Raw genomic sequence first — 21,565 nt, forward strand, 5'->3', positions numbered from 1 at the left:
ACCGCCCGGGAATCCTCCGTCAGCGGCGGTCGGCGCCCTCGCGGATCTTGATCCCGTCGAGGACGTCCTGCGCGCGCTTCTCGTCCTGCTTCTCGATCTGCCGGGTGTCGCGTTCGGGGAGCTGGATGTCCTCCTCGGCGCGGATGCCGGCCTGCAGCTGACGACCGCGTTCGAGCTCGGCGTCGAACTCGGCACCGAACAGCAGCGCGTTGTTGGTGATCCAGATCCACAGCAGGAAGACGATCACCCCACCGAGGGAGCCGTACGTGGCGTTGTAGTTCGAGAAGTTGCCGACGTAGAACCCGAACCCGACGCTCGCGATCACGAAGATCAGGATCGCCAGGATCGAGCCGCCGCTCACCCACCGGAACTTCGGCTGCTTGACGTTGGGCGCCCAGTAGTACAGGACCGCGACGACGATGATCGCGATGGCGAGCAGGATCGGCCACTGCACGATGCTCAGCACCGTGACCGCGACGTCACCGAGGCCGATCACGTCGCCGAAGCTGCGGGCGAGCGGGCCGGACACGAGCACGAGCAGCCCGAGCACGAGCAGGATCACCGTGAAGAGCGTCACGCCGAGCATGGTCGGGCGGAGCTTCCAGATCGGGCGACCCTCGCGGACGTTGTAGATCCGGTTCATCGCCCGGCCGAACGCACCGACGTAGCCGGAGGCCGACCACACCGCACCGACGACACCGACGATGAACGTCACGGGGGCGGCAGGCGACCGGACGAGTCCCTCGATGGGGTCCCGCAGGAGTTCGACGACCTGCTGCGAACCGACGTTCCCGAGGACGTCGAGCAAGGTCTTGATCGTGTTGTCCGCCTGGCCGACGAGACCGAGGATCGACACCACGGCCAGCAGCCCGGGGAAGAGCGCGAGGACGGAGTAGTACGTCAGGCTCGCGGCGAGGTCGGTGCACTGGTCGCTGGAGAACTCCCGGAGGGTCTTCTTCAGCGTGTAGACGACCGTCGGCTTCTGCAGGTCGGCGGGGCTGTCGGCCTTCCGGGAGTCGTCGGGGGTGGGCTTGCCGTGGTCGGATGCCATCGTCTCAGCCCTTCGCCGCGGCCTGCACGGCCTGCTTCGACCGCTTCACCGCAGCCTTGCGGTTCTTGTCGGCACGGCGCTGCACGGCTGCGATGCCGGCGCGCTGCTTCACCCGTGCGCGGTGCACCGGGTCCCGTTCGAGGGCTTCCTCGGCCGCCTTCGCTCGTGCCTTCCGACCCTTCCGGCCGGGCTGCGCCTGCTCCTTGGCGGAGGGTCCGTCGCCGCGCGCGCCGAACGGGAGCAGCGCGGTGAACGCCGAGGTCACGGGCGGCTCGGCCAGGTGCCCGGCGGGCTTGTTGCGGATCGCGATGCCGACGACGATCGCAGCGACACCGGCCGCGGCGATCATGCCCATCGCCACGAGCGGGGTGGGGTCACGGTGCCACCGCTGCTTGGTCTTCGCGATCGCCAGACGGGTGCGCGCGGGGATGTCCGCACGACGACGGATCTCGGTCACGGTGTCCGTGATGCCCTCTCGCGTGCGGACGTTCGCGAGTTCGAGCTCGGGGAGACTGTCCTTGGCCATTCCCCATTTCGTACACGCTCGGGCGGGGGTCGTGTCCAGCCCCGGGCGTGTCCCGCGCGCGGCGGACGGGGCCGGGTGACACGGGCTGGCCGGCTGGTGCGCCGGCCGGTGTCGGCGTCGCGAAAGCGACAGATCCGTGATCCGGCCCGCCGTCGGTGTCGCGAAGGCGACAGGGTGCCGCGGAATGTCGGCGGCAGACTGTCGCTTTCGCGGAGCGGTGGGCGCGACCGGAAGACGGACTGGAGGCGCGGGTCGGGCCCGCAGCGTGCCTCCAGTCCGTACCGCCGAAGCGACACATCCGCGGTCGGGCCCGCCGTCAGCGTCGCGAACGCGACAGGGTGCCGCGGAACGTCGGCGGCAGACTGTCGCTTTCGCGAAACGGGGCGAAGCGGGACCGGCCGCGGCGCCCCGCCGCCGCGCGTCAGGACGGGACGACGACGTCCTCCGGACGGCCGGAGGCCGCCGAGCGGCCCGCCGCCTCCATGAGCGCGAGGCTCCGCAGGTTGTCGCGGCCGCTCGTCGCGGGCGCGGGACCGCCCGACACCGAGCGGGCGAAGGCCTGCAGCCCGCCCTGCCGGTCGGTGTGCGGCATCGTCGGCAGCTCGACGGCCTCGGCCTCGTCGTCCTGCGTGCGGCGCACCGTCACGCGGTCACCGTCGACGGCGTTCGGCGACCCGTCGCGGCTCGTGAACCAGAGTTCGCCGTCCTCGCCCTGGATGCTCCACTCGCCGGCCCAGGCCGTCCGGGGTCCGCGCGAGAGCCAGCTGCCGCGGTAGCTGACGACGAGCCCGTCCTCGAGCTCGATGATCATCGACGCGACCGCCTCGTCCTGGTACTTGCTGTACGACGGGTAGGACGCCTTCGCGAAGACACGCACCGCTTCCTGCCCGGTGACCATCCGGATGAGGTCGAAGTGGTGGATCGCCATGTCGTTGATCATCGCGTGCGGGAACTTGTAGTGCGGGTGCTCCTCGAACGCGAGGTCGTTGTCCCACTGCCGGAAGTCGATGTTGATCGCCGACAGCTCGCCGAGCGTGCCGGCTGCCAGCAGCTCCTGCGCGACCCGGGGCGCCGGGTACCAGCGGTAGTTCTGGCTGACCTGCAGGACGAGCCCGAGTTCCTCGGCACGACGGACGGCGGTGACGGCCTCGTCCGTGGTGTTGGCGAACGGCTTCTCGACCAGGACGTGCTTGCCGGCTTCGAGCGCCTCGAGCGCGAGCGGCACGTGCGTCACGGCGGGGGCGGTGATGACGACGGCGTCGGCCTCGACCCCGGCGAGCGCCTCCGTGAGGGACGCGAACGCCGCCGACTCCGGCAGGCCGAGGTCCGTGCGCACGGCGTCCAACGTCGCGGGCACCGGGTCGACGATCCCGACCACCTCCACTTCGGTGACCTCCGGGATCGCGGTGCGGGCCCAGTTGCCGCCCCACCCTCCGAGACCGACGTGGATGATCCGGACCGTCATGCGTGCACTCCCTCGTGGCTGGTGACGCACCACGGACGCCGCGGTGCGTCCGACCAGTCTGTCAGGGACGCGCTCAGTGCGTGAACGCGTACGCGATGAGTGCCATCGTCACGATGAACCCGGCGAGGTAGTTGATCCAGAGGAAGCGCTTCCAGCCCGCGTTGGCGGACTCCGCGCCGTCATCGGTGACGTTCCACCACGGCAGCACGTTGAGGGCGTACGGGATCACCACGATCGCGGCGATCGGTCCCGGGAAGGCCGAGAACAGCAGCGCGACCCCGGCGACCAGGTACGCGACGAACGCCAGGCGCACGGTGGCCCGGGCGCCGATGACGGTCGCCACGGAGCCGATCCCGCCGGCCCGGTCGGCCAGGACGTCCTGCACGGCGCCGAACGCGTGCGAGGCCACGCCCCACAGGAAGAACGCCACGCACACGGCGACGAGCTGACCGGTCCAGTGCGGTCCGGCGAGCGCAAGACCGTAGATCGCCGGCGACACGAAGTGGGTCGACGAGGTCAGGGAGTCGAGGAACGGCTTCTCCTTGAAGCGCAGTCCAGGTGCCGAGTAGGCGATGACCGCGAACACGCTGATCGCGAGGACCAGCCACGACCACGGCCCGTTCCCGGACCCCGCGCCGAGCACGACGAGCGCGACCAGGAACGGCACGTTCGTGACGACGACGGCCCACAGCGTGGTGCGGTGCACACTCTTGTCGAGCAGGGCGCCCTCGACCCCGCCCTTCCGCGGGTTCCGCAGGTCGGACTCGTAGTCGAAGACGTCGTTGATGCCGTACATCGCCAGGTTGTACGGCACGAGGAAGTACACGACCCCGACGAGGAACGCCGCGAGCGAGAATCCGCCACCGCCCTCGACGCCGACCCCGCTGCCGAGCAGGTAGGCGGCGCCGAACGGGTACGCGGTGTTGACCCAGCTGATCGGGCGCGACGACACGAACAGGGCGCGCAGGGTCGACGGCCTGGAGGCGGTGCTCGCGTTCATCGGGTCGGTTCTTCTTCCTGGGATGGCCGGGTGGGTCGGTCGAACAGCACCCACAGGCTGGGCAGCAGCACGATCGCGGCGATCGAGTACGCCAGGTCCTCGACGGGGATCGCCCAGATCTTCGCACCGCTGATGAGTGCCGGGTCGTACGCGACGATCCGCAGCGTCACGATGACGTTGTCGAACACGATCGTCATGACGAGCAGGGCGATGCCGGCGACGAGCCCGGTGACGAGCGCGATCCGCCGGCCGGTAGGCGCGCGGCGGCCCCGGGCACGGGCACGTCGTGCGGCGACGACCCCGGCGGCGAGCGCGACCACGGTCACCGCGGCGAAGAACGGCACGGCGAGCAGCGCGTACGCGCCCGACCCGGTCACGACCGGCTCCGCTCGGACCGGCGCAGCCCGCGTGCGACGAGGGGCTGCACGAAGCCGACCAGGTTCATGGTCGTGTAGCAGAGCAGCAGCAGGAAGAAGAGTTCCTCGAGCGGGACGTCCGGCGCGAGGAGCACGCCCGTCAGCAGGTTCTGCGGCCCGATGAAGAAGATGCCGAGCGCGACGCCGAGCGCGTCCCAGAACAGGAAGAACGCCACGCCGACGACCATCACGGCCGCCGCCCGCCACGGTGCCCGCCAGAAGAACAGCCGGAAGCGGGCGTCGAGCACGGTCATGCCGACGAGCGACACGACCAGCCCGGCGAGGTACAGCCCGGGCATCAGACGGCAGTGGCCGGCGCGGACCCGAGCGGCGTCGGCAGCGGTTCGGTCGTGGTGTCCCCGTGGATGCGCTTGAGGAGCACCTCGGCGCTGATCAGGCACATCGGCAACCCGATGCCGGGGATCGTCGAGGCACCCGCGTAGTAGAGACCCTCGACCTTCCGGGAGGCGTTCTTCTCACGGAAGAACGCACTCTGCTTCAGGGTGTGCGCCGGTCCGAGCATCGACCCGTTCCAGGCGTTGTAGTCGTCGGCGAAGTCGCGCGGACCGATCGTCCGGCGGACCCGGATGCGCTCCCGCAGGTCGGTCACCCCGGCACGCTCCGCGACGATGTCGATGGCGCGGTCGGCGATCCGTTCGACCTCGTAGTCCCCGGCGCCGTCGATCCCGCCCTTGCCGATCGACAGGTCGGCGGGCAGCGGCACGAGGACGAACAGGTTGCTCGAGCCGGGCGGCGCGACCGAGGCGTCGGTCTCCGACGGGGCGCAGACGTAGATCGACGCGGGGTCCGGGACGTGTCGGTCATGGCCGAAGATCGCGCCGAAGTTCGCCTTCCAGTCCTCGGTGAACACGAGCGTGTGGTGCAGGAGTCCGGGCACCGGGCCGTCGATCCCGAGGTACACGAGCACGGCGCTCGGCCCCGGGTCCCGCCGCTCCCAGTGCGCCGCGGGGTAGGTGCGGTGCTCCCGGTCGAGCAACTGGAGCTCGGTGTGCCGGAGGTCTGCGGCGCTCACCACGAGGTCGGCGGGCGCGGTGTGCTGCTCGCCCCGGCGGTCCCGGTGGACGACACCCGTGACGTGCCCGTCCTCGACGATGATCCGCTCGACCGCGGCACCGGCGATGATCTTCGCGCCCTCGCGACGGGCGACCCGCTCGACGGCGGCGATCACCTCGGTGATGCCGCCCTTCGGGTAGAGCACCCCGTCGGCCAGGTCGAGGTGGCTCATCAGGTGGTACATGCTCGGCGCCGCGTACGGGCTGGTGCCGAGGAACACCGCCGGGTAGCCGAGGACCTGCCAGAGCCGGCGGTCCTTGACCGCGGACTCGGCGAACGTCGACAGCGGTTCGATGAGCAGGCGCGCGAGCTTCGGCAGCCGCCGGAGGACGTCCGGGGCGGCGAGCCCGCGGAGGTCCTGGAACGTCGTGTACAGGAACCGGCGGATCGCCATCGCGTAGGTGTCCTCGGCGGACGCCAGGTACTTCCGGATCCGCTTGCCGGCACCGGGTTCGATCGACTCGAACAGGGCGATGTTCGCCTCGCGGTCGGCGCGGAGGTCGATCGGCTCGTCGTGGCCCTCGCTGTACACGCGGTAGCCGGGGTCGAGCTTCTCGAGGTCGAGTTCGGCGTCCGCCGAGGTGCCGAGCAACTTGAAGAAGTGGTCGAACACCTCGGGCATGAGGTACCAGGACGGTCCGGTGTCGAACCGGAAGCCGTCCTGCTCCCACGATCCCGCGCGGCCGCCGAGCTGCTGCCGCTGCTCGAGGACCGTCACCGAGAAGCCGTCCCGCGCGAGCAGGGCGGCGGACGCGAGTCCGCTGATGCCGCCGCCGATGACGACCGCGCGCCGGGCGGGCACCTTGCGGTTGGTCGTCGGGCCGGTTCCCTTCGGACTGGAGGCGCGGGGCGGGGTCACGCCGTGCCTCCCGTCCGGTGGTGGGTCGCGCGCGACCGCAGCGGCGCACGTCCGGCGAGCACCTGTGCGGCCAGGCGCGCCTTCACCGGGTTCGGGACGCGCACGCGCGTCGTGATCAGGCGGTGCGCCGGCGTGACCGCGATGCGGTCGTTGAGTTCCTGGAAGAGCGCGTGCGCGAGGCCGACCGCGTTCCGCGCGTCGGCCGGAAGCAACCGGACGGTGGCGGCGGCGCGGTCGAGGTCCGCCTGGACGTCGGCGACGAGCCGGTCCTTCGTGGCCTCGTCGAAGGTGCGGAGGTCGACGCCCGGGAAGTACGAGCGGCCGAGTACCTCGAAGTCGGCGTGCAGGTCGCGCAGGAAGTTCACCTTCTGGAACGCGGCACCGAGCGCGCGGGCACCGTCGACGAGCACGGCGTCGTCGAAGGTCGGCCGGCCGGCGCGGTACACGAACGCACGGAGGCACATCAGGCCGACGACCTCGGCCGAGCCGTACACGTAGCGGTCGAATGACTCCTGGTCGTGCTCGGTCCGCTCGAGGTCCATCCGCATCGAGGCGAAGAACGGGCGCGTGAGCTCCGGACCGAACCCCGTGGCGCGGGCGGTGCGGGCGAACGCGTGCACCACCGGGTTCACCGAGAACCCGAGCGCGATCGCACGCTCCGTGTCCGACTCGAGCTCGTCGAGGACGGTGCGGGCGAGCTCGTGGTCGAGCCCGGCCTCGGTCGCGGGGCCGTCCACGACCTCGTCGGCGACGCGGACCAGCGCGTAGACGTTGCGGATGTGCTCCCGAGTGTCCTTCGTGAGCAGACGGCTGGCGAGCCCGAAGGACGTCGAGTAGCGGTCGATGACGACCCCCGAGGCGGCCTCGGCCGTGGCGTCGTACAGGGGCAGACGCGTTGGTGCGTTCTGGTTCACCGGGCGCGTTCCACGAGTTCGGTCACGAGGCCCTCCAGGCGGTCGGCGAGGTCGTACGGCAGTCCGGCGAGCTCGGCACGGGCGAGTGCTGCGTGCTCGGCGATCCGCGACTCGGCGGCGGCGCGGGCACCACAGGTGACCAGGGTCGCACGGAGTTCGGCCGCGCGCTCCTCGGTGAGGTCCGGGTCGCCGAGGTACGGGGCCAGGTCGGGCCAGCAGTCGGTGGTGGCCGCGTAGGCGATGAGCATGGTGCGCTTGCCCTCGCGCAGGTCCCCGAGCACGGTCTTGCCCGTCGTGCCCTCGTCCCCGAACACCCCGAGCAGGTCGTCGACGATCTGGTACGCGATGCCGATCTCACGGCCGAAGGCACCGAGTGCGGCGACGACGGACTCGTCGGCACCGGCGAGCACGGCCCCGGACTGGAGCGGCGCCTCGAACGAGTACACGCTCGTCTTCGCCCGCTCCATCTGGAGCACCTCGTCGACGGTCGGCATGACCCCCAGCGCGAGGTCGACGTCGGTCATCTCGCCGGCTGCGCTGGCGAACACGGCTTCGTCCAGGAGTTCGAGCAGCCGGGCGCGTCGTTCACCCGTGACCCCGGAGGACTCGATGAACCGCGGCGCCGCGGCGAGGGCGAGGTCCCCGGCGATCACCGCGGCGCTCATCCCCCGGTGCTCGGCGGTCGGCAGGGGCAGGCCGCCGGTCGTCCCGGTGTCACGGAAGGACCCGGCGACGTTCGGCTGCCCGCGGCGGGACCAGTCCCGGTCGATGACGTCGTCGTGCACGACCAGCGCGGTGTGCAGGAGTTCGTAGGCGGCGGCGACGTTCGCGGCCGCGTGCACGTCGTCCCCGCCGAGGCCGGTGTACGCGGTGAGGACCATGCGCGGGCGGAAGCGCTTGCCGCCCATGCTCGCCTTGCGGAGCACCCGCCAGAGTTCCTCGGAAGGACGCCCGTAGCGCTCGGCACGCGCCGACGACACGACGAAGAAGCGCTCGAGGCAGTCGTCCACGAGCGCGAGGTCGATGTGCGCCACGGTGGCCGCTTCCTCGCTCATTGGCCTAACCTATCGGTGCAGATGAGCGCATTCCCGGAAACCGTGGTGCTGCTGGCCGACGACCGTACCCCGATCGGCACAGCGGACAAGTTCACGGTGCACACAGACCACACGCCCCTCCACCTGGCCTTCTCGTGCCACGTGCGGAACACCGACGGCGACGTCCTGGTGACCCGTCGTGCGCTCTCGAAGAAGACGTGGCCGGGGGTGTGGACGAACACGTTCTGCGGCCACCCCGGCCCGGACGAGTCCTTCGAGGACGCCATCGCCCGCCGGGCGTCACGCGAACTCGGCATCACCGTGCGCGACATCGAGCTCGTCCTGCCCGACTTCCGGTACCGCGCGGTGGACGCCTCTGGAATCGTCGAGAACGAGGTCTGCCCGGTGTACCGCGCGGTCACCGACGACGTCCCGGCCCCCGCGGACGACGAGGTCGCCGAGTACGCCTGGGTCTCCGAGGACGCCCTGCGCGAGTCCGTCGCCGGAGCACCGTTCGCGTGGAGTCCCTGGCTCGGGTGGCAGCTCGCCGAGCTGTCCTCGGCCGGCTTGCACATCACGCGCTGACCGCCGCTGTCCCGCCGGACTCGCCGGGTGCGTGCCGTCGCGGTCGCCTCGTCGAGCCGCGAGGTCGGGGGGCACGTGAGCGCCCTCTCACTTGGCGCTCGCACGTCTGCGGAGTAGGGTCGGTCGTCGGCCACGGGTGTGGCCGTCGGCCACGAGTGTGGCCACGAGGCTGCGGACCGCGGCCACGACGGACCAGAAGGGCAGGTGAGGCGCGATGTCGGGTGACCATCCTCGATCGGGCCGGCCGCCCCTGACGGTCGTCGCCGTGCCCGTTCGCTGAACCACGCCTGCCCCCGGGGACCGCTCCCGGGATGACTTCGCGCCTGCCTGCTCCCGAGAGGAGCACAGCATGGCACTGATCGACAACGCGATCTACGTCGAGGGACGTCGCGTCGAATCGCCGTCGACCCTGTCGCTCGCCACGCGGGGCGACCTCGCGTGGATCGGGCTGCTCCGGCCCGACGACGCCGAGCTCGAAGCCGTCGCGACGGAGTTCGACCTGCACGAGAACGCCGTGGAGGACGCACGCAAGGGACACCAGCGCGCGAAGCTCGAGCGGTACGGCGACACCCTCTTCCTGGTGCTCCGGCCCGCGTGGTTCGACGCCCGCGCCGAGACCGTCGAGTTCGGTGAGGTGCACCTGTTCGTCGGCGACCGCTTCGTGGTGAGCGTCCGGCACGCCGAGCGCCCGGACCTGGCGGCGCTCCGCGCCCGGGTGGAGGGGGACCCGGAGTTCCTCGCGCGGGGCTCCGAGGCCGTCACCGCCGCCGTGCTCGACGAGGTCGTCGACGGCTACGCCCCGGTCGTCGAGATCCTGCAGGACCACATCGACGCCATCGAGGACCAACTGTTCGCCGGCCAGGTCGACCCCGGCGTCTCGAAGCGGATCTACCAGCTCCTCAGCGAGGTCCTCGCCTTCCAGCGCGCCACGAAGCCCGTGCCCGCGATGGTCAAGGGACTGCTCCGCGGGGCCGACAAGTACGGCGTCGACGACGAGGTCCAGCACCGCCTGCGGAACGTGCTCGACCATGCACTGCGCGTCACCGAGCGGGTGGACTCGTTCCGCGCGCTGCTCGAGAACGCCCTGACGCTGCACTCGACCCTGGTGTCGCAGGAGCAGAACGAGGCGATGCGGCGCATGACGAGCGCCAGCCTGGCGCAGGGCGAGGAGAGCCGCCAGCTCGCACGCGCCGCACACCGGCAGGGCGAGGAGGTGAAGAAGATCTCGTCGTGGGCGGCGATCCTCTTCGCTCCTGGACTCATCGCCGGGGTCTACGGGATGAACTTCGACCACATGCCCGAGCTGCACTGGCGGTACGGCTACCCGGTCGCGATCCTCGGGATGCTCGCCCTCATGGGCATACTGTGGGCCATCTTCCGCAAGCGCAACTGGCTGTAGCCGTGACGACGGCCGATCTGCGGTGGTGCGCTCCGGCACGGGCGGTGTGCCGGACACGACGTGCAGCGTGACCCATCCGTCGCGGGATCCACGACTCAGGTGGCGCGGATCGTCGAGGTGTGCATAATGATCTGGCTCGGAATGTGAACGTGCACATCGGCGTGCTTCGGCCCCGGGCGAGAAACGAGTAGCAATGGCGTCGACGCGGACACAGCAACCGCGGTCGCCCAGCATCCGCGACGTCGCGCGGATCGCCGGGGTCTCCCACCAGACCGTCTCCCGCGTGCTCAACAACTCGGACGCCATCCGGGCGGAGACCCGGGACCGCGTCCTCGCGGCGATGGAGCAGCTGCAGTACCGACCGAACCGGGCGGCGCGGGCGCTGGTCACGAGCCGCACGCACACCATCGGCGTGCTCACGGCCCGTCGGGCGCACTACGGTCCGGCGGTCGCGCTGCAGGCCATCGAGGACGCTGCCGTGACCCGCGGGTTCAACGTCACCACCTCGACCCTCACGGAGACGACGGACGAAGCGGTCCGCGAGAGCATCCAGCGGCTGCTCGACCTCGACGTCGAGGGCATCGTGGTGATCGCGCCGCAGCAGAAGGTGTTCGACCTCATCGAGGAACTCGGCATCCGCACGCCGTACGTCACGATGCGCGCGAGCGTGGGCGAGGACCCGACGGCGCTCTGGGTCGACCAGATGGAGGGCGCCCGACTGGCCACGGCCCACCTGCTCGACCTCGGCCACGAGTACGTCCGGCACATCGCCGGGCCGCAGGACTGGATCGAGGCCGACGCCCGCATGCAGGGGTTCCTGCGGGAGATGTCCGACCGCGACATGCCCGTGGCGCCGCCGATCCTCGGGGACTGGACCGCCGACTTCGGCTACCACGCCGGCCGCGAGCTCCTGCGCTGGCGGGACTGCACCGCGGTCTTCTGCTCGAACGACCAGATGGCGCTCGGTGTCATGCACGCGGCACGCTCGTACGGCCTCGACGTCCCGGGGGACCTGTCCGTCGTGGGCTACGACGACATCCCCGAGGCGAAGCACTTCTGGCCGCCGCTCACCACGGTGCAGGTCGACTTCGCCGAGCTCGGCCGGCGGTGCGTGGACCTGCTCCTGCCGGGCGAGGACGACGCGGCACTGCGTCCGATCGACATCGTCCCCCAGCTCGTCGTGCGCGGCTCCACGAGCGCACCCCGCAAGCGCTGAGCGCACCAGCGCAGCCACGGGCGGACTGGAGGCGCGTGGCGGCGCCGCCACGCGCCTCCAGGCCGGAATGGCGTCACCTGGGTACCCCAACGCGGGGGACGTGCGCGGGTGCCATCCGCCAGATCACGCGGGCCGTTACACAAACGCGACCAATCCGAATTGACAGCCGCGCCGATCCCGTGCGTAGTATTACCTCCGTTCCGCCGATGTGAACGGTCACATGGACCGCCACACGACAGGACACCGGACGCGACAACGAAGTCCACACAGGCCTCCTGTGCCCTTCGCTGCCGCTGGCAGAACCACCCGAAGGACTGCCGCATCGCAGCGGCAGAAGGAGATGCACCGTGGCGTCAACCCCGATCGACACCGGCCTCGAGACCCGGTCGATCACCGCACCCGAGACGATCCTCGAGATGCGCTCGATCACCAAGGAGTTCCCTGGTGTGAAGGCGCTGTCCGACGTCTCGCTCAGCGTCCGTGCCGGCGAGATCCACGCGATCTGCGGCGAGAACGGCGCGGGCAAGTCGACCCTCATGAAGGTCCTGTCCGGCGTCTACCCGTACGGCACCTACGAGGGCGAGATCGTCTTCGAGGGCGAAGAGGTCCGGTTCAAGGACATCAAGCAGTCCGAGCAGTCGGGCATCGTGATCATCCACCAGGAGCTCGCGCTCATCCCCGAGCTGTCGATCACCGAGAACCTGTTCCTCGGCAACGAGCCCGGCAAGTTCGGCGTCATCGACTGGACCTCCGCCCAGCTCCGCGCCCAGGACCTGCTCGCCCGCGTCGGCCTGAGCGACGACCCGGACACCCAGATCAAGAGCATCGGCGTCGGCAAGCAGCAGCTCGTCGAGATCGCCAAGGCCCTGCACAAGGACGTCAAGCTCCTCATCCTCGACGAGCCGACCGCTGCCCTGAACGAGAACGACTCGCAGCACCTCCTCGACCTCATCGTCGGGCTGAAGGCCAAGGGCATCTCGAGCATCATCATCAGCCACAAGCTGAACGAGATCGAGCAGATCGCCGACGAGATCACGATCATCCGCGACGGCAAGACCATCGAGACGCTGAACGTCAAGGGCGACGGCGTCAACGAGGACCGCATCATCCGCGGGATGGTCGGCCGCTCGCTCGAGTCGCGCTTCCCGGACCGCACGCCGAAGATCGGTGAGACCTTCTTCGAGGTCCGCGACTGGACCGTCCAGCACCCGCTCGACGCGTCGCGCCTGGTCTGCAAGAACTCGAACTTCCACGTGAAGCGCGGCGAGATCGTCGGCTTCGCGGGCCTGATGGGCGCCGGACGCACCGAGCTCGCGATGAGCATCTTCGGTCGCTCGTACGGCACCTGGCTCGGCGGCGAGATCATCAAGGACGGCGAGGAGATCAAGGTCACCACCGTCCAGCAGGCGATCCAGCACGGCATCGGTTACGTGTCCGAGGACCGCAAGGCGCTCGGCCTGAACCTGCTCGACACCGTCAAGCGGTCGACGGTTGCAGCTGATCTCCAGAAGATCTCGAAGGCCGGCGTCGTGGACTCCCTCGAGGAGTACAACGTCGCCGAGAAGTACCGGAAGCTGCTCCGCACGAAGGTGCCGACCGTCGAGGAGAACGTCGGGAAGCTCTCCGGCGGGAACCAGCAGAAGGTCGTCCTGTCGAAGTGGATGTTCACCGACCCGGACATCCTGATCCTCGACGAACCGACCCGCGGCATCGACGTGGGCGCGAAGTTCGAGATCTACGGCATCATCCAGCAGCTCGCGGCGGAGGGGAAGGGCATCATCCTCATCTCCTCGGAGCTCCCCGAACTCCTCGGCCTCTCCGACCGGATCTACACGATCTTCGAGGGCCAGATCACGGCCGACATCCCCTCGGAACAGGCCGATCCAGAAACGCTCATGCGCAGCATGACCTCCGCGCGGAAGGGCGCTCCCGTCTCATGAAGAACCTGAAACTGCTGTTCGGCAAGGGCAACAGCATCGGCCAGTACGGCATGATCATCGCGTTGATCGCGATCGTGATCTTCTTCTCGATCACGACGAACGGCCTGATCCTCGAGCCGACGAACGTCATCAACCTGTTCCTGCAGTACTCCTACATCCTCATCCTCGCGCTCGGCATGGTGATGGTGATCATCGCGGGCCACATCGACCTGTCGGTCGGTTCGGTCGCTGCGTTCGTCGGCATCATCGTCGCGCAGTCGATGTCCGTGTGGCACTGGCCGGCGTGGGCCGCGATCATCCTCGGCCTCGCTGTCGGTGCCCTCGTCGGCGCTTGGCAGGGCTTCTGGGTCGCGTTCGTCCGGGTCCCCGCGTTCATCGTGACGCTCGCCGGTCAGCTCATCTTCCGCGGTGCGAACCAGATCATCGGTCAGTCCACGTCGGTGCCGACGCCGAACGACTACAACGCGATCGGTGCGGGCTTCCTGCCTGACTTCGGACCGAACACGAACTACTCGAACGGCACGCTGCTCATCGGCCTCGCCACCATCATCGCGCTCATCGTCATCGAGGTCCGCGGTCGCAACCGTCGCAAGAAGATGCAGGCCGAGGTCCCGCCGCTCTGGGTGTCGATCGTCCGCACGGGCGTCCTCGTCGCCGTCACGCTCGTCGCGACGTACCTGTTCGGCGCCGGCCCGGTGGGCACCTCGATCCCGATCGTCGCGATCATCCTCGGTGTCCTCACGATCATCTACGGCTTCATCACGAAGAACACGATCTTCGGGCGCCAGGTCTACGCGGTCGGCGGCAACGCGAGCGCCGCGGTCCTCTCCGGCGTCAGCGCCCGCAAGGTGAACTTCTTCGTCATGGCGAACATGTCCGTCCTCGCGGCGATCGCCGGCATGGTCTTCGTCGGCTACTCGAACGCCTCGGGTCCGGCTGACGGCACCGGCTGGGAGCTCGACGCGATCGCTGCCGTGTTCGTCGGTGGCGCTGCGGTCGCGGGTGGCATCGGGACGATCTCCGGGTCGATCATCGGTGGTCTCGTGATGGCGCTGCTGTCGAACGGTCTCCAGCTCATGGGCATCGAGTCGAACAAGGTGCAGATCATCCGTGGTCTCGTCCTCCTCATCGCGGTGGCCTTCGACGTCTACTCGAAGTCCCAGGGCCGCCCGTCGCTCATCGGCGGCATGATGCGGCAGTTCCAGCGCAAGGACACGGAGCAGAACACCGTGGCAGCGCAGCAGCCGCAGTCCATCCAGGACCAGCCGGAGAAGGTCAACACCCAGTAAAGACGTGGCGCCCGGGGCGACCCGGGCGCACGAACCCCTCACCACAGCACCACTCCTCAACGAAGAGAAAGCAATCACATGCGCAAGAAGCTCATCGCCGGCATCGGCCTGGCACTCGTCGCGGGCCTCGCCCTCAGCGGCTGCTCGGCTCGTGACTCCTCCGGCTCGGACTCGAGCACGGCGATCAAGAAGGGCGACCTCATCGGCGTGGCGCTCCCGGCCAAGACCTCGCAGAACTGGGTGCTCGCGGGCGCCGCGTTCGAGAAGTCGATCGAGAAGGCCGGCTTCAAGGCCGACATCCAGTACGCGAAGGCCGACGGCCCCGTCCCGGACCAGCAGGGCCAGATCTCGACGATGCTCACCAAGGGCGCGAAGGTCATCATCATCGGCGCTGCCGACGGTTCGCAGCTCGGCTCGCAGGTGAAGGCCGCGAAGGCGAAGGGCACCACCGTCATCGCCTGGGACCGCAACATCCTGAACACGAAGAACGTCGACTACTACGTCGCCTTCAACAACTACAAGGTCGGCCAGCTCCAGGCGAACGCGCTGCTGCAGGGCCTCAAGGAGAAGAAGGGCAGCGGACCGTACAACGTCGAGCTCTTCGCCGGTTCGCCGGACGACGCGAACGCGACGGTCTTCTTCAACGGTGCGATGAGCGTCCTCAAGCCGAAGATCGCCGACGGAACGCTCAAGGTCGTCTCCGGGCAGACCACGTTCGGCAAGGTCAACACGCAGGGCTGGCTCGCGCAGAAGGCCCAGTCGCGCATGACCGACCTCCTGTCGCAGTACTACTCGGGCGACACCAAGCTCGACGGCGTCCTGTCGCCGAACGACACCCTCGCTCGTGCGATCCTCACCGCGACGAAGGCTGCCGGTAAGGACAACCCCGTCGTCACCGGTCAGGACTCCGAGACCGCGTCGATCCCGCTCATCATGAAGGGCGAGCAGTACTCGACGATCTACAAGAACACGACCGAAGAGGCCCAGGCGGCCGTTGACCTCGTCACGACGCTCTCGAAGGGCGACAAGCCCGACACCAAGATCGACAAGACGAACAACTACAACGGCGTCAAGACGGTCCCGGCGATCGAGCTCACCCCGATCCTCGTCACCAAGGAGAACGCGGTCGAGGCCTACAAGGGCAACAGCACCCTCGAAGACCTCGCGAAGGCAGGTCAGTAGTCCCTCCTGAGAGAACGGGCCCCACCTCATCGAGGTGGGGCCCGTTCTCGTTGCGCGGGGTACGCGAGCGGTCCCGCCAAGCGCGGACTGTGCGGCATGTTGCACTGGGCTACTTTCGACCCAGATGAGGTTTCATCGAATGATCAAAGGGGATCGAAATGAAAATGCTCACCAAGCTCGCGGCCGTCGCCGCAGCGGCAGGAGTCATCGTGGGGATGGGGGCCCTCCCGGCGCAGGCCGTGGGGACGAGTTCGCAGCCGTGCCCGGGCGGTTCCGCCGTCGGTCACTCGTCGACGAACGGCGGCGCAGACACCGTTGCCTCCAACTGCAAGGGGGCCCTCCACGTCTACGTTCGCCAGTGGTACACGGTGACCGGTGGGAAGGTCTACCACACGGATTGGAAGAAGAGCAACAACTACGTGACGACCGTGAAGCAGGCCAACCCCGGGTACCCCGTCTACCAGGCTGAACACCGGTGGGAGCCGAGCGTGGTCGGAGCGGGCGGCCCGCCGCCGATCTTCTTCGAGTGACACCCCGACGACCCCGTCTCGCCTCGGCGAGACGGGGTCGTCCCGCGTCTGCGACGCGACCCGGTGACGGCCTGGAGGCACGGTGCGGCCCCGCCACGCGCCTCCAGGCCGTCTCACCCGTGCGCAGCACGCAGGCGGCGCACCGCCTCGCACAGCGAGGGCACGTCCACCCGTGCCGTCCCGAACACCACCGCCGGGGTCGTGTCGAAGTAGCGACGGGTGAGCCGCTCCCCCAACAGGGACACCCGTGACCACGGGATGCCCGGCTCGGCGGACGTCACGGCACTCGGGAGCATCCGCACCGCCTCGCCGATCTCGACCAGTCGCATCCGGACCGCGTCGTAGACCAGGTCCTCCGGCAACGTGTCGTCGTCCACGTACCGGCGGATCACCCCGCACGCGCGGATGACGTCGTCGAGACGGTCCCCGACGTCACGGCTCACAGCGGGACCGCGTCCCGGACGGCATCGATGCCCATCCCCGCGGCGTCCACGACGTCGACCCGGACGCCGAGGAGCTGTTCGGCCGCATCCTGGATCCGCATGAGCGCGAAGATTCCGAGGCCCGGCTCGAGGTCCACCATGAGGTCGACGTCGCTGCTCGGGCCCTCCTCGCCACGGGCGACGCTGCCGAACAACCGTGGGTCGCGCCCGCCGAAGCGGTGGACGATCGCGCGGAGCTCCTGGCGGAACGCGGTCACCCGGTCACGGAGGGGCTGCGGTTCCTCGACCGGGAGCAGGTCGATCACCGTCGTGAAGCCCGCGGCGAGCAGCAACCGCTGGAGCGCCACGAGGGACGGCTCGCGACGACCGTTCTCGTAGGTGCTGATGACACTCTGCGTGACCCCGGCCCGCACGGCGAGCTGCACCTGGGTCAGCTCGGCGCGCTGGCGGGCATCGCGGATGAGCTCGGCCGCCGACACCGGTGGCGCGGGCCTGGGGAGAACTGCGGACATGCTGTCACGATACACAGAATGCGAAATTTTGTATCGCAATTCTGTCTCGCGTGCTGGGGCCTACGGGCGGCGGGACACGTCCGTCCGCAGGAAGTTCTGCGCCGAGCGGGACGGCGTCGGCCCGCGCTGCCCCTGGTACCGCGACTGGTACTCGGCCGAACCGTACGGCTTGTCGGCGGGGCTCGACAGCTGGAAGAAGCAGAGCTGGCCGATCTTCATGCCCGGCCAGAGCTTGATCGGCAGGGTCGCCACGTTCGACAGCTCGAGGGTCACGTGCCCGGAGAAGCCCGGGTCGATGAAGCCGGCGGTCGAGTGGGTGAGGAGCCCGAGGCGTCCGAGCGAGCTCTTGCCCTCCAGCCGGGCCGCGATGTCGTCGGGCAGCGTGACGACCTCGTACGTCGAGCCGAGGACGAACTCCCCCGGGTGCAGCACGAACGCCTCGTCGGGGTCGGTCTCCACCAGACGGGTCAGGTCGGGCTGGTCCACCGCGGGGTCGATGTGCGGGTACTTGTGGTTGTCGAACAGCCGGAAGAACTTGTCGAGCCGGACGTCGATGCTCGAGGGCTGGACGAGCGAGGCGTCGTACGGGTCGAGCCCGATCCGGCCTTCGGCGAGCTGGGCGGTGATGTCGCGGTCGGAGAGCAGCACGCGCAGAAGCCTAGCGGCCCCGCGGCCGGCTCGATATGCTGCGAGGCTGTCCAGCGTCGGGCGGCGTCACACTGCCGGGAGGAACCGACATGACCGCGTACACCGTGCACGAACTCGACGTGCCCGCGACGATGGACGACGAGCCCGCGAAGGTGCAGGCCTTCTGCGAGTGGCTCCGGGTGTCCGACGCGGCCGAGGTCGCCGTGCACGGGCTGACCGAGCTGTCGTGGAAGCCGGAGGAGTACCTCCCGATGTGCCACGAGCCCGAGGCGCCGAGCCGACTCTTCGTGGTGCGCGACGCCGCGGGTGCCGTCGTGGCCGCGGGCTCGTACGACACGAAGCAGGCCCCGGGAACGCCGAACTGCTGGATCGCGATCGGCGTCGCCCCCGAGCACCAGCGCCGCGGCGTCGGCACGCTGCTCGCGGACCACCTCGAGCAGCTCGCCCACGCCGAGGGCCGCACGCAGTGGAAGACGTACGCGGTGTCCCGGCAGGTCGGGCCGGCGTCGGGGCACGGCTTCGTCGCGGCACCGACGGGGTTCGGCGCGGTTCCCGCCGACGAGGCAGGCGTGCGGTTCCTCACCGGACGTGGTTGGCGGTTCGGGCAGGTCAACCGGATCAGCCGACTCGGCCTGCCGACGGACCACTCGGTCGTCCGGGAGCTCCACGACCGCGCGGTGGCGGCCGCGGGTCCGGACTACCATGTGCACACCTGGACCGGGCGGACGCCCGAGCAGTGGCTCGACGGGCTCGCGCTGCTCGAGACTCGGATGAGCACGGACGCCCCGAACGGCGACATGGACGAGCCGGAGGACGTCTGGACCGCCGAACGGCTGCGGGAGCACGAGGCGGAGCTCGCCCGAGCGCCGCGGACGATGCTCACGGTCGCGGTGGAGCACGTGCCGAGCGCCACCCTGGCCGGTTTCACGCAGCTGGCCGTGCCGGACGACCCGGCCCGTGCGGTCATGCAGTGGGACACCCTCGTTCTCCGGGAGCACCGCGGGCACCGGCTCGGCTGGCTCCTCAAGGTGGCCGGCATCGAGCACGTGGAGCGGGACTTCCCGGGTCGGCCGTCGATCATCACGTTCAACGCCGAGGAGAACCGGCCGATGCTCGACGTCAACGAGGCGGTCGGGTTCGTGGGCGTCGGCAGCGAGGGGATCTGGGAGCGCCGCGTCTGACGACGCGACCTGAGGCGGACCGCAGCCGGATCCGGCGACTCTCCCCGCGCCTCCAGTCAGGGCACCTACCATTGGACGGTCATGACCGTCACGTCACCCGAAACCCAGCCTGGAGGCGCGGCGCCGGAATCCGCGCCCGTCACCGCGCGCACGTCCACCGTCGCGACGGTCCTCGTCATCGCGATCCCGCTCGCGGTCGCGTGCTCGATCCTCGGGCTGACGCTCACGGGAGCGTTCACCGCGAACCAGCAGCTGGTGTCCGCGGGCGACCTCGTCGAGTACGGCCTGCCCGTCGCGCGGGTCGTGCACGACACGATGGCGGCGCTGACGATCGGGCTCCTCGTCGTCGGGGCGTTCGCGCTGCCGGCGCAGAAGAAGGACCACGGCGCGATGTCGAGCGTGCAGCACCGGGCGTCGCGCTGGGCGGCTGCCACCGGTGCGGTGTGGTTCCTCGCCGCGGTCGTGAGCATCGTCTTCACGGGGGCGAACACCCTCGGCGTCCCGCTCACCAGCCCGGTGTTCGCGCGGAACTTCATGCTCTTCGCGTTCCAGGTCGAGATCGGCCAGGCGCTCGTGGTGTCCGCGGCGGCGATCCTCGTCGCGACCGTCGTCGCCGCCTTCGCCACCCGGGTCACCACGCTGGCCGTCGCCACGGTCGCCGGGCTCTTCGCGCTGCTCCCCCTCGCGCTGTCCGGGCACGCGGCCGGCTCGCTCGAGCACGCGAACGCGGTGAACTCGCTCGCGGTGCACCTCGTCGCGGTGTGCGTGTGGGCAGGCGGCCTCGTCGCCGTGCTCGTCCTGCGCACCCGGACGAAGGGTGCCACCGGCCGGGTCGTGTCGCGCTACTCGACGCTCGCGGGGTGGGCGTTCGCGGCCGTCGCGTTCTCGGGCATCGTGAACGCCTCGCTCCGGCTGACCGGCCCGCTCGACCTGTTCACGACGACGTACGGGTGGCTCATCACGGTGAAGGCCGTGATCCTCGTGCTGCTCGGGCTCGCCGGGGTCGTGCAGCGTCGCCGGCTCGTCCCCGCCCTGCTCCGCTCCCCGCTCGACCGGCGGTCGTTCACCCGGTTCGCCCTGGCCGAGGTCGTGTTCATGGCCGTGGCCATCGGCGTCTCGGTCGCCGTCTCCCGGTCCCAGCCGCCGATCCCGCAGACGCCGGAGACCGGCGAGGACACCCGTTCCGGCCTCATCGGCTTCCCGTACCCGCCGGCCCAGACCGTGCAGACGTACCTGACCGAGTGGCACATCGACTGGGTGTGGCTCGCGCTCGCGGTCGTCGGTGCTGGCTGGTACCTGCTCGCTGTCCGGAAGCTCCGGAAGCGCGGCGACAAGTGGCCCGTCGGACGAACGATCGCGTGGCTGCTCGGCTGTGCGCTGTTCATCTGGACGACCTCGGCGGGGCCCGCGGTCTACGGGATGATCCACTTCTCGTCGCACATGCTCCAGCACATGCTGCTGATGATGTTCGTGCCGCTGCCGCTCGTGCTCGGTGGCCCGGTGCTCCTCGCACTGCGGACCCTGCCGGTGCGGAACGACGGCTCGCGCGGTGCCCGTGAGTGGCTCATGCTGTTCACGCACTCGCGGTACATGCAGTTCCTGGCGCGGCCGGCCGTCGCCGGGGTGATCTTCGCGGGCTCCCTCGTGGTGTTCTACTTCACGCCGGCGTACGAGTACGCCATGCAGTCGCACGAGTGGCACGTCGCGATGATCGTGCACTTCGTGTTCAGCGGGTACCTGTTCTTCTGGGTGTTCGTCGGTGTCGACCCGGGCCCGCAGCGTCCCCAGTACCCGATCCTCATCATCGCCCTGCTCGCGACCCTGGCCTTCCACGCCTTCTTCGGCGTCGCGGTGATGACCTCGCAGTCGGTGTTCGCGCTCGACTGGTTCCACGCGCTCGGGCAGACGAACGACGCGGCCCTCCTCGACGACCAGCACACGGGCGGCGGGATCGCATGGGGCGCGTCCGAGCTCCCGATGGTGTTCGTCGCGCTGCTCGTGGTGCGGAACTGGGTGAAGTCGGACTCCCGGGACGCGAAGCGCCTGGACCGCAAGGCCGAGCGTGACGGGGACGCCGATCTCAAGGCGTACAACGAGCGGCTCGCCGCGATGCACGACCGCGACTGACCGTGGTGTGACGAACGCGGGGGCGTGACCGACGCTGGGGCGGGGGCGCCCCCCCCGCCGGGGGGGCCCCCCCCCCCCGGGGGGGGGGGGGGGGGGGGGCGGGGGGGGGGGGGGGGGGGGGGGGGGCCCCGGGGGGGGGGCCCCCCCCCCGCGGGGGGGCGGGGGGCGGAACCC

At 69.9% G+C, this 21,565-nt stretch carries 21 protein-coding genes; 9 read left to right on the plus strand and 12 right to left on the minus strand.

The annotated features are described in order from the left end of the window. Window positions 1–19 precede the first annotated feature (19 nt). The 9 genes from ABIC61_RS12140 to ABIC61_RS12180 all read right to left on the minus strand — a co-directional run bounded on the left by ABIC61_RS12140 (window position 20) and on the right by ABIC61_RS12180 (window position 8,360). Window positions 20–1,051, minus strand: a complete 1,032-nt coding sequence (locus tag ABIC61_RS12140) for a YihY/virulence factor BrkB family protein (RefSeq protein ID WP_354030099.1) — start codon at window positions 1,049–1,051, stop codon at window positions 20–22. A 4-nt stretch (window positions 1,052–1,055) separates the two neighbouring features. Beyond that, a complete protein-coding gene (locus ABIC61_RS12145; protein ID WP_354030100.1) occupies window positions 1,056–1,577 on the minus strand; it encodes a hypothetical protein in 522 nt (173 codons plus the stop codon). A 421-nt stretch (window positions 1,578–1,998) separates the two neighbouring features. After that, window positions 1,999–3,042: a Gfo/Idh/MocA family protein gene (locus ABIC61_RS12150; protein ID WP_354030101.1), complete on the minus strand. Its 1,044-nt coding sequence runs from the start codon at window positions 3,040–3,042 to the stop codon at window positions 1,999–2,001. 73 nt (window positions 3,043–3,115) lie between these two features. Then, window positions 3,116–4,042 (minus strand): prenyltransferase, encoded by a 927-nt coding sequence (locus ABIC61_RS12155; protein WP_354030102.1) that lies wholly within the window; start codon window positions 4,040–4,042, stop codon window positions 3,116–3,118. After that, on the minus strand, window positions 4,039–4,419 hold the full coding sequence (locus ABIC61_RS12160; RefSeq protein WP_354030103.1) for a lycopene cyclase domain-containing protein: 381 nt from the start codon (window positions 4,417–4,419) through the stop codon (window positions 4,039–4,041). The genes ABIC61_RS12155 and ABIC61_RS12160 overlap by 4 nt, the downstream gene beginning before the upstream one ends. Further along, window positions 4,416–4,757: a lycopene cyclase domain-containing protein gene (locus ABIC61_RS12165; RefSeq protein WP_079238008.1), complete on the minus strand. Its 342-nt coding sequence runs from the start codon at window positions 4,755–4,757 to the stop codon at window positions 4,416–4,418. Before ABIC61_RS12165 ends, ABIC61_RS12160 begins: the two co-directional genes overlap by 4 nt. Then, window positions 4,757–6,391 carry a phytoene desaturase family protein gene (gene crtI, locus ABIC61_RS12170; RefSeq protein ID WP_354030104.1) on the minus strand — a complete coding sequence of 545 codons (1,635 nt, stop codon included), beginning with the start codon at window positions 6,389–6,391 and terminating at the stop codon, window positions 4,757–4,759. The genes ABIC61_RS12165 and crtI overlap by 1 nt, the downstream gene beginning before the upstream one ends. Next, complete coding sequence (locus ABIC61_RS12175; protein WP_354030105.1) at window positions 6,388–7,305, minus strand: phytoene/squalene synthase family protein; 918 nt, start codon at window positions 7,303–7,305, stop codon at window positions 6,388–6,390. The genes crtI and ABIC61_RS12175 overlap by 4 nt, the downstream gene beginning before the upstream one ends. Continuing rightward, window positions 7,302–8,360: a polyprenyl synthetase family protein gene (locus ABIC61_RS12180; RefSeq protein ID WP_354030106.1), complete on the minus strand. Its 1,059-nt coding sequence runs from the start codon at window positions 8,358–8,360 to the stop codon at window positions 7,302–7,304. The genes ABIC61_RS12175 and ABIC61_RS12180 overlap by 4 nt, the downstream gene beginning before the upstream one ends. 21 nt (window positions 8,361–8,381) lie before the next feature. Between ABIC61_RS12180 and idi the strand changes: the two genes are divergently transcribed. The 7 genes from idi (at window position 8,382) to ABIC61_RS12215 (ending at window position 16,480) form a co-directional block, all read left to right on the plus strand. Next, window positions 8,382–8,924 (plus strand): isopentenyl-diphosphate Delta-isomerase, encoded by a 543-nt coding sequence (idi, locus tag ABIC61_RS12185; protein ID WP_144757056.1) that lies wholly within the window; start codon window positions 8,382–8,384, stop codon window positions 8,922–8,924. 349 nt (window positions 8,925–9,273) lie between these two features. Beyond that, window positions 9,274–10,323: a magnesium and cobalt transport protein CorA gene (locus ABIC61_RS12190; RefSeq protein WP_354030107.1), complete on the plus strand. Its 1,050-nt coding sequence runs from the start codon at window positions 9,274–9,276 to the stop codon at window positions 10,321–10,323. A 193-nt stretch (window positions 10,324–10,516) separates the two neighbouring features. Next, window positions 10,517–11,539: a LacI family DNA-binding transcriptional regulator gene (locus ABIC61_RS12195; RefSeq protein ID WP_144757054.1), complete on the plus strand. Its 1,023-nt coding sequence runs from the start codon at window positions 10,517–10,519 to the stop codon at window positions 11,537–11,539. 416 nt (window positions 11,540–11,955) lie between these two features. Continuing rightward, on the plus strand, window positions 11,956–13,479 hold the full coding sequence (mmsA, locus tag ABIC61_RS12200; RefSeq protein WP_186322120.1) for a multiple monosaccharide ABC transporter ATP-binding protein: 1,524 nt from the start codon (window positions 11,956–11,958) through the stop codon (window positions 13,477–13,479). Beyond that, window positions 13,476–14,768 carry a multiple monosaccharide ABC transporter permease gene (gene mmsB, locus ABIC61_RS12205; protein WP_144757052.1) on the plus strand — a complete coding sequence of 431 codons (1,293 nt, stop codon included), beginning with the start codon at window positions 13,476–13,478 and terminating at the stop codon, window positions 14,766–14,768. The genes mmsA and mmsB overlap by 4 nt, the downstream gene beginning before the upstream one ends. A gap of 78 nt (window positions 14,769–14,846) precedes the next feature. Then, complete coding sequence (locus ABIC61_RS12210) at window positions 14,847–15,950, plus strand: substrate-binding domain-containing protein (RefSeq protein ID WP_144757050.1); 1,104 nt, start codon at window positions 14,847–14,849, stop codon at window positions 15,948–15,950. 158 nt (window positions 15,951–16,108) lie between these two features. Then, entirely contained in the window at window positions 16,109–16,480 is a 372-nt protein-coding gene (locus tag ABIC61_RS12215) for a hypothetical protein (protein ID WP_144757048.1), read from the plus strand. 113 nt (window positions 16,481–16,593) lie between these two features. Here ABIC61_RS12215 and ABIC61_RS12220 read toward each other — a convergent pair whose 3' ends face one another. The 3 genes from ABIC61_RS12220 to dcd are packed head-to-tail and all read right to left on the minus strand — an operon-like array spanning window position 16,594 to window position 18,083. Then, the gene (locus ABIC61_RS12220; RefSeq protein ID WP_144757046.1) at window positions 16,594–16,923 is read right to left on the minus strand and encodes a HepT-like ribonuclease domain-containing protein; all 330 of its coding nucleotides are present in this window, start codon (window positions 16,921–16,923) and stop codon (window positions 16,594–16,596) included. Next, the gene (locus ABIC61_RS12225; protein ID WP_354030108.1) at window positions 16,920–17,435 is read right to left on the minus strand and encodes a helix-turn-helix domain-containing protein; all 516 of its coding nucleotides are present in this window, start codon (window positions 17,433–17,435) and stop codon (window positions 16,920–16,922) included. Before ABIC61_RS12225 ends, ABIC61_RS12220 begins: the two co-directional genes overlap by 4 nt. 60 nt (window positions 17,436–17,495) lie before the next feature. Further along, window positions 17,496–18,083 (minus strand): dCTP deaminase, encoded by a 588-nt coding sequence (dcd, locus tag ABIC61_RS12230; protein ID WP_097181858.1) that lies wholly within the window; start codon window positions 18,081–18,083, stop codon window positions 17,496–17,498. Between the two features lie 89 nt (window positions 18,084–18,172). Between dcd and ABIC61_RS12235 the strand changes: the two genes are divergently transcribed. Both ABIC61_RS12235 and ABIC61_RS12240 read left to right on the plus strand, forming a co-directional pair. After that, window positions 18,173–19,264: a GNAT family N-acetyltransferase gene (locus tag ABIC61_RS12235; RefSeq protein WP_354030109.1), complete on the plus strand. Its 1,092-nt coding sequence runs from the start codon at window positions 18,173–18,175 to the stop codon at window positions 19,262–19,264. A gap of 81 nt (window positions 19,265–19,345) precedes the next feature. Then, window positions 19,346–21,391, plus strand: coding sequence for a bifunctional copper resistance protein CopD/cytochrome c oxidase assembly protein (locus ABIC61_RS12240; RefSeq protein ID WP_144757040.1), 2,046 nt, complete (start codon window positions 19,346–19,348; stop codon window positions 21,389–21,391). Window positions 21,392–21,565: the final 174 nt, after the last annotated feature.

This window comes from Curtobacterium sp. 1544 (assembly GCF_040544915.1).
Classification (GTDB): Bacteria; Actinomycetota; Actinomycetes; order Actinomycetales; family Microbacteriaceae; genus Curtobacterium; species Curtobacterium pusillum_C.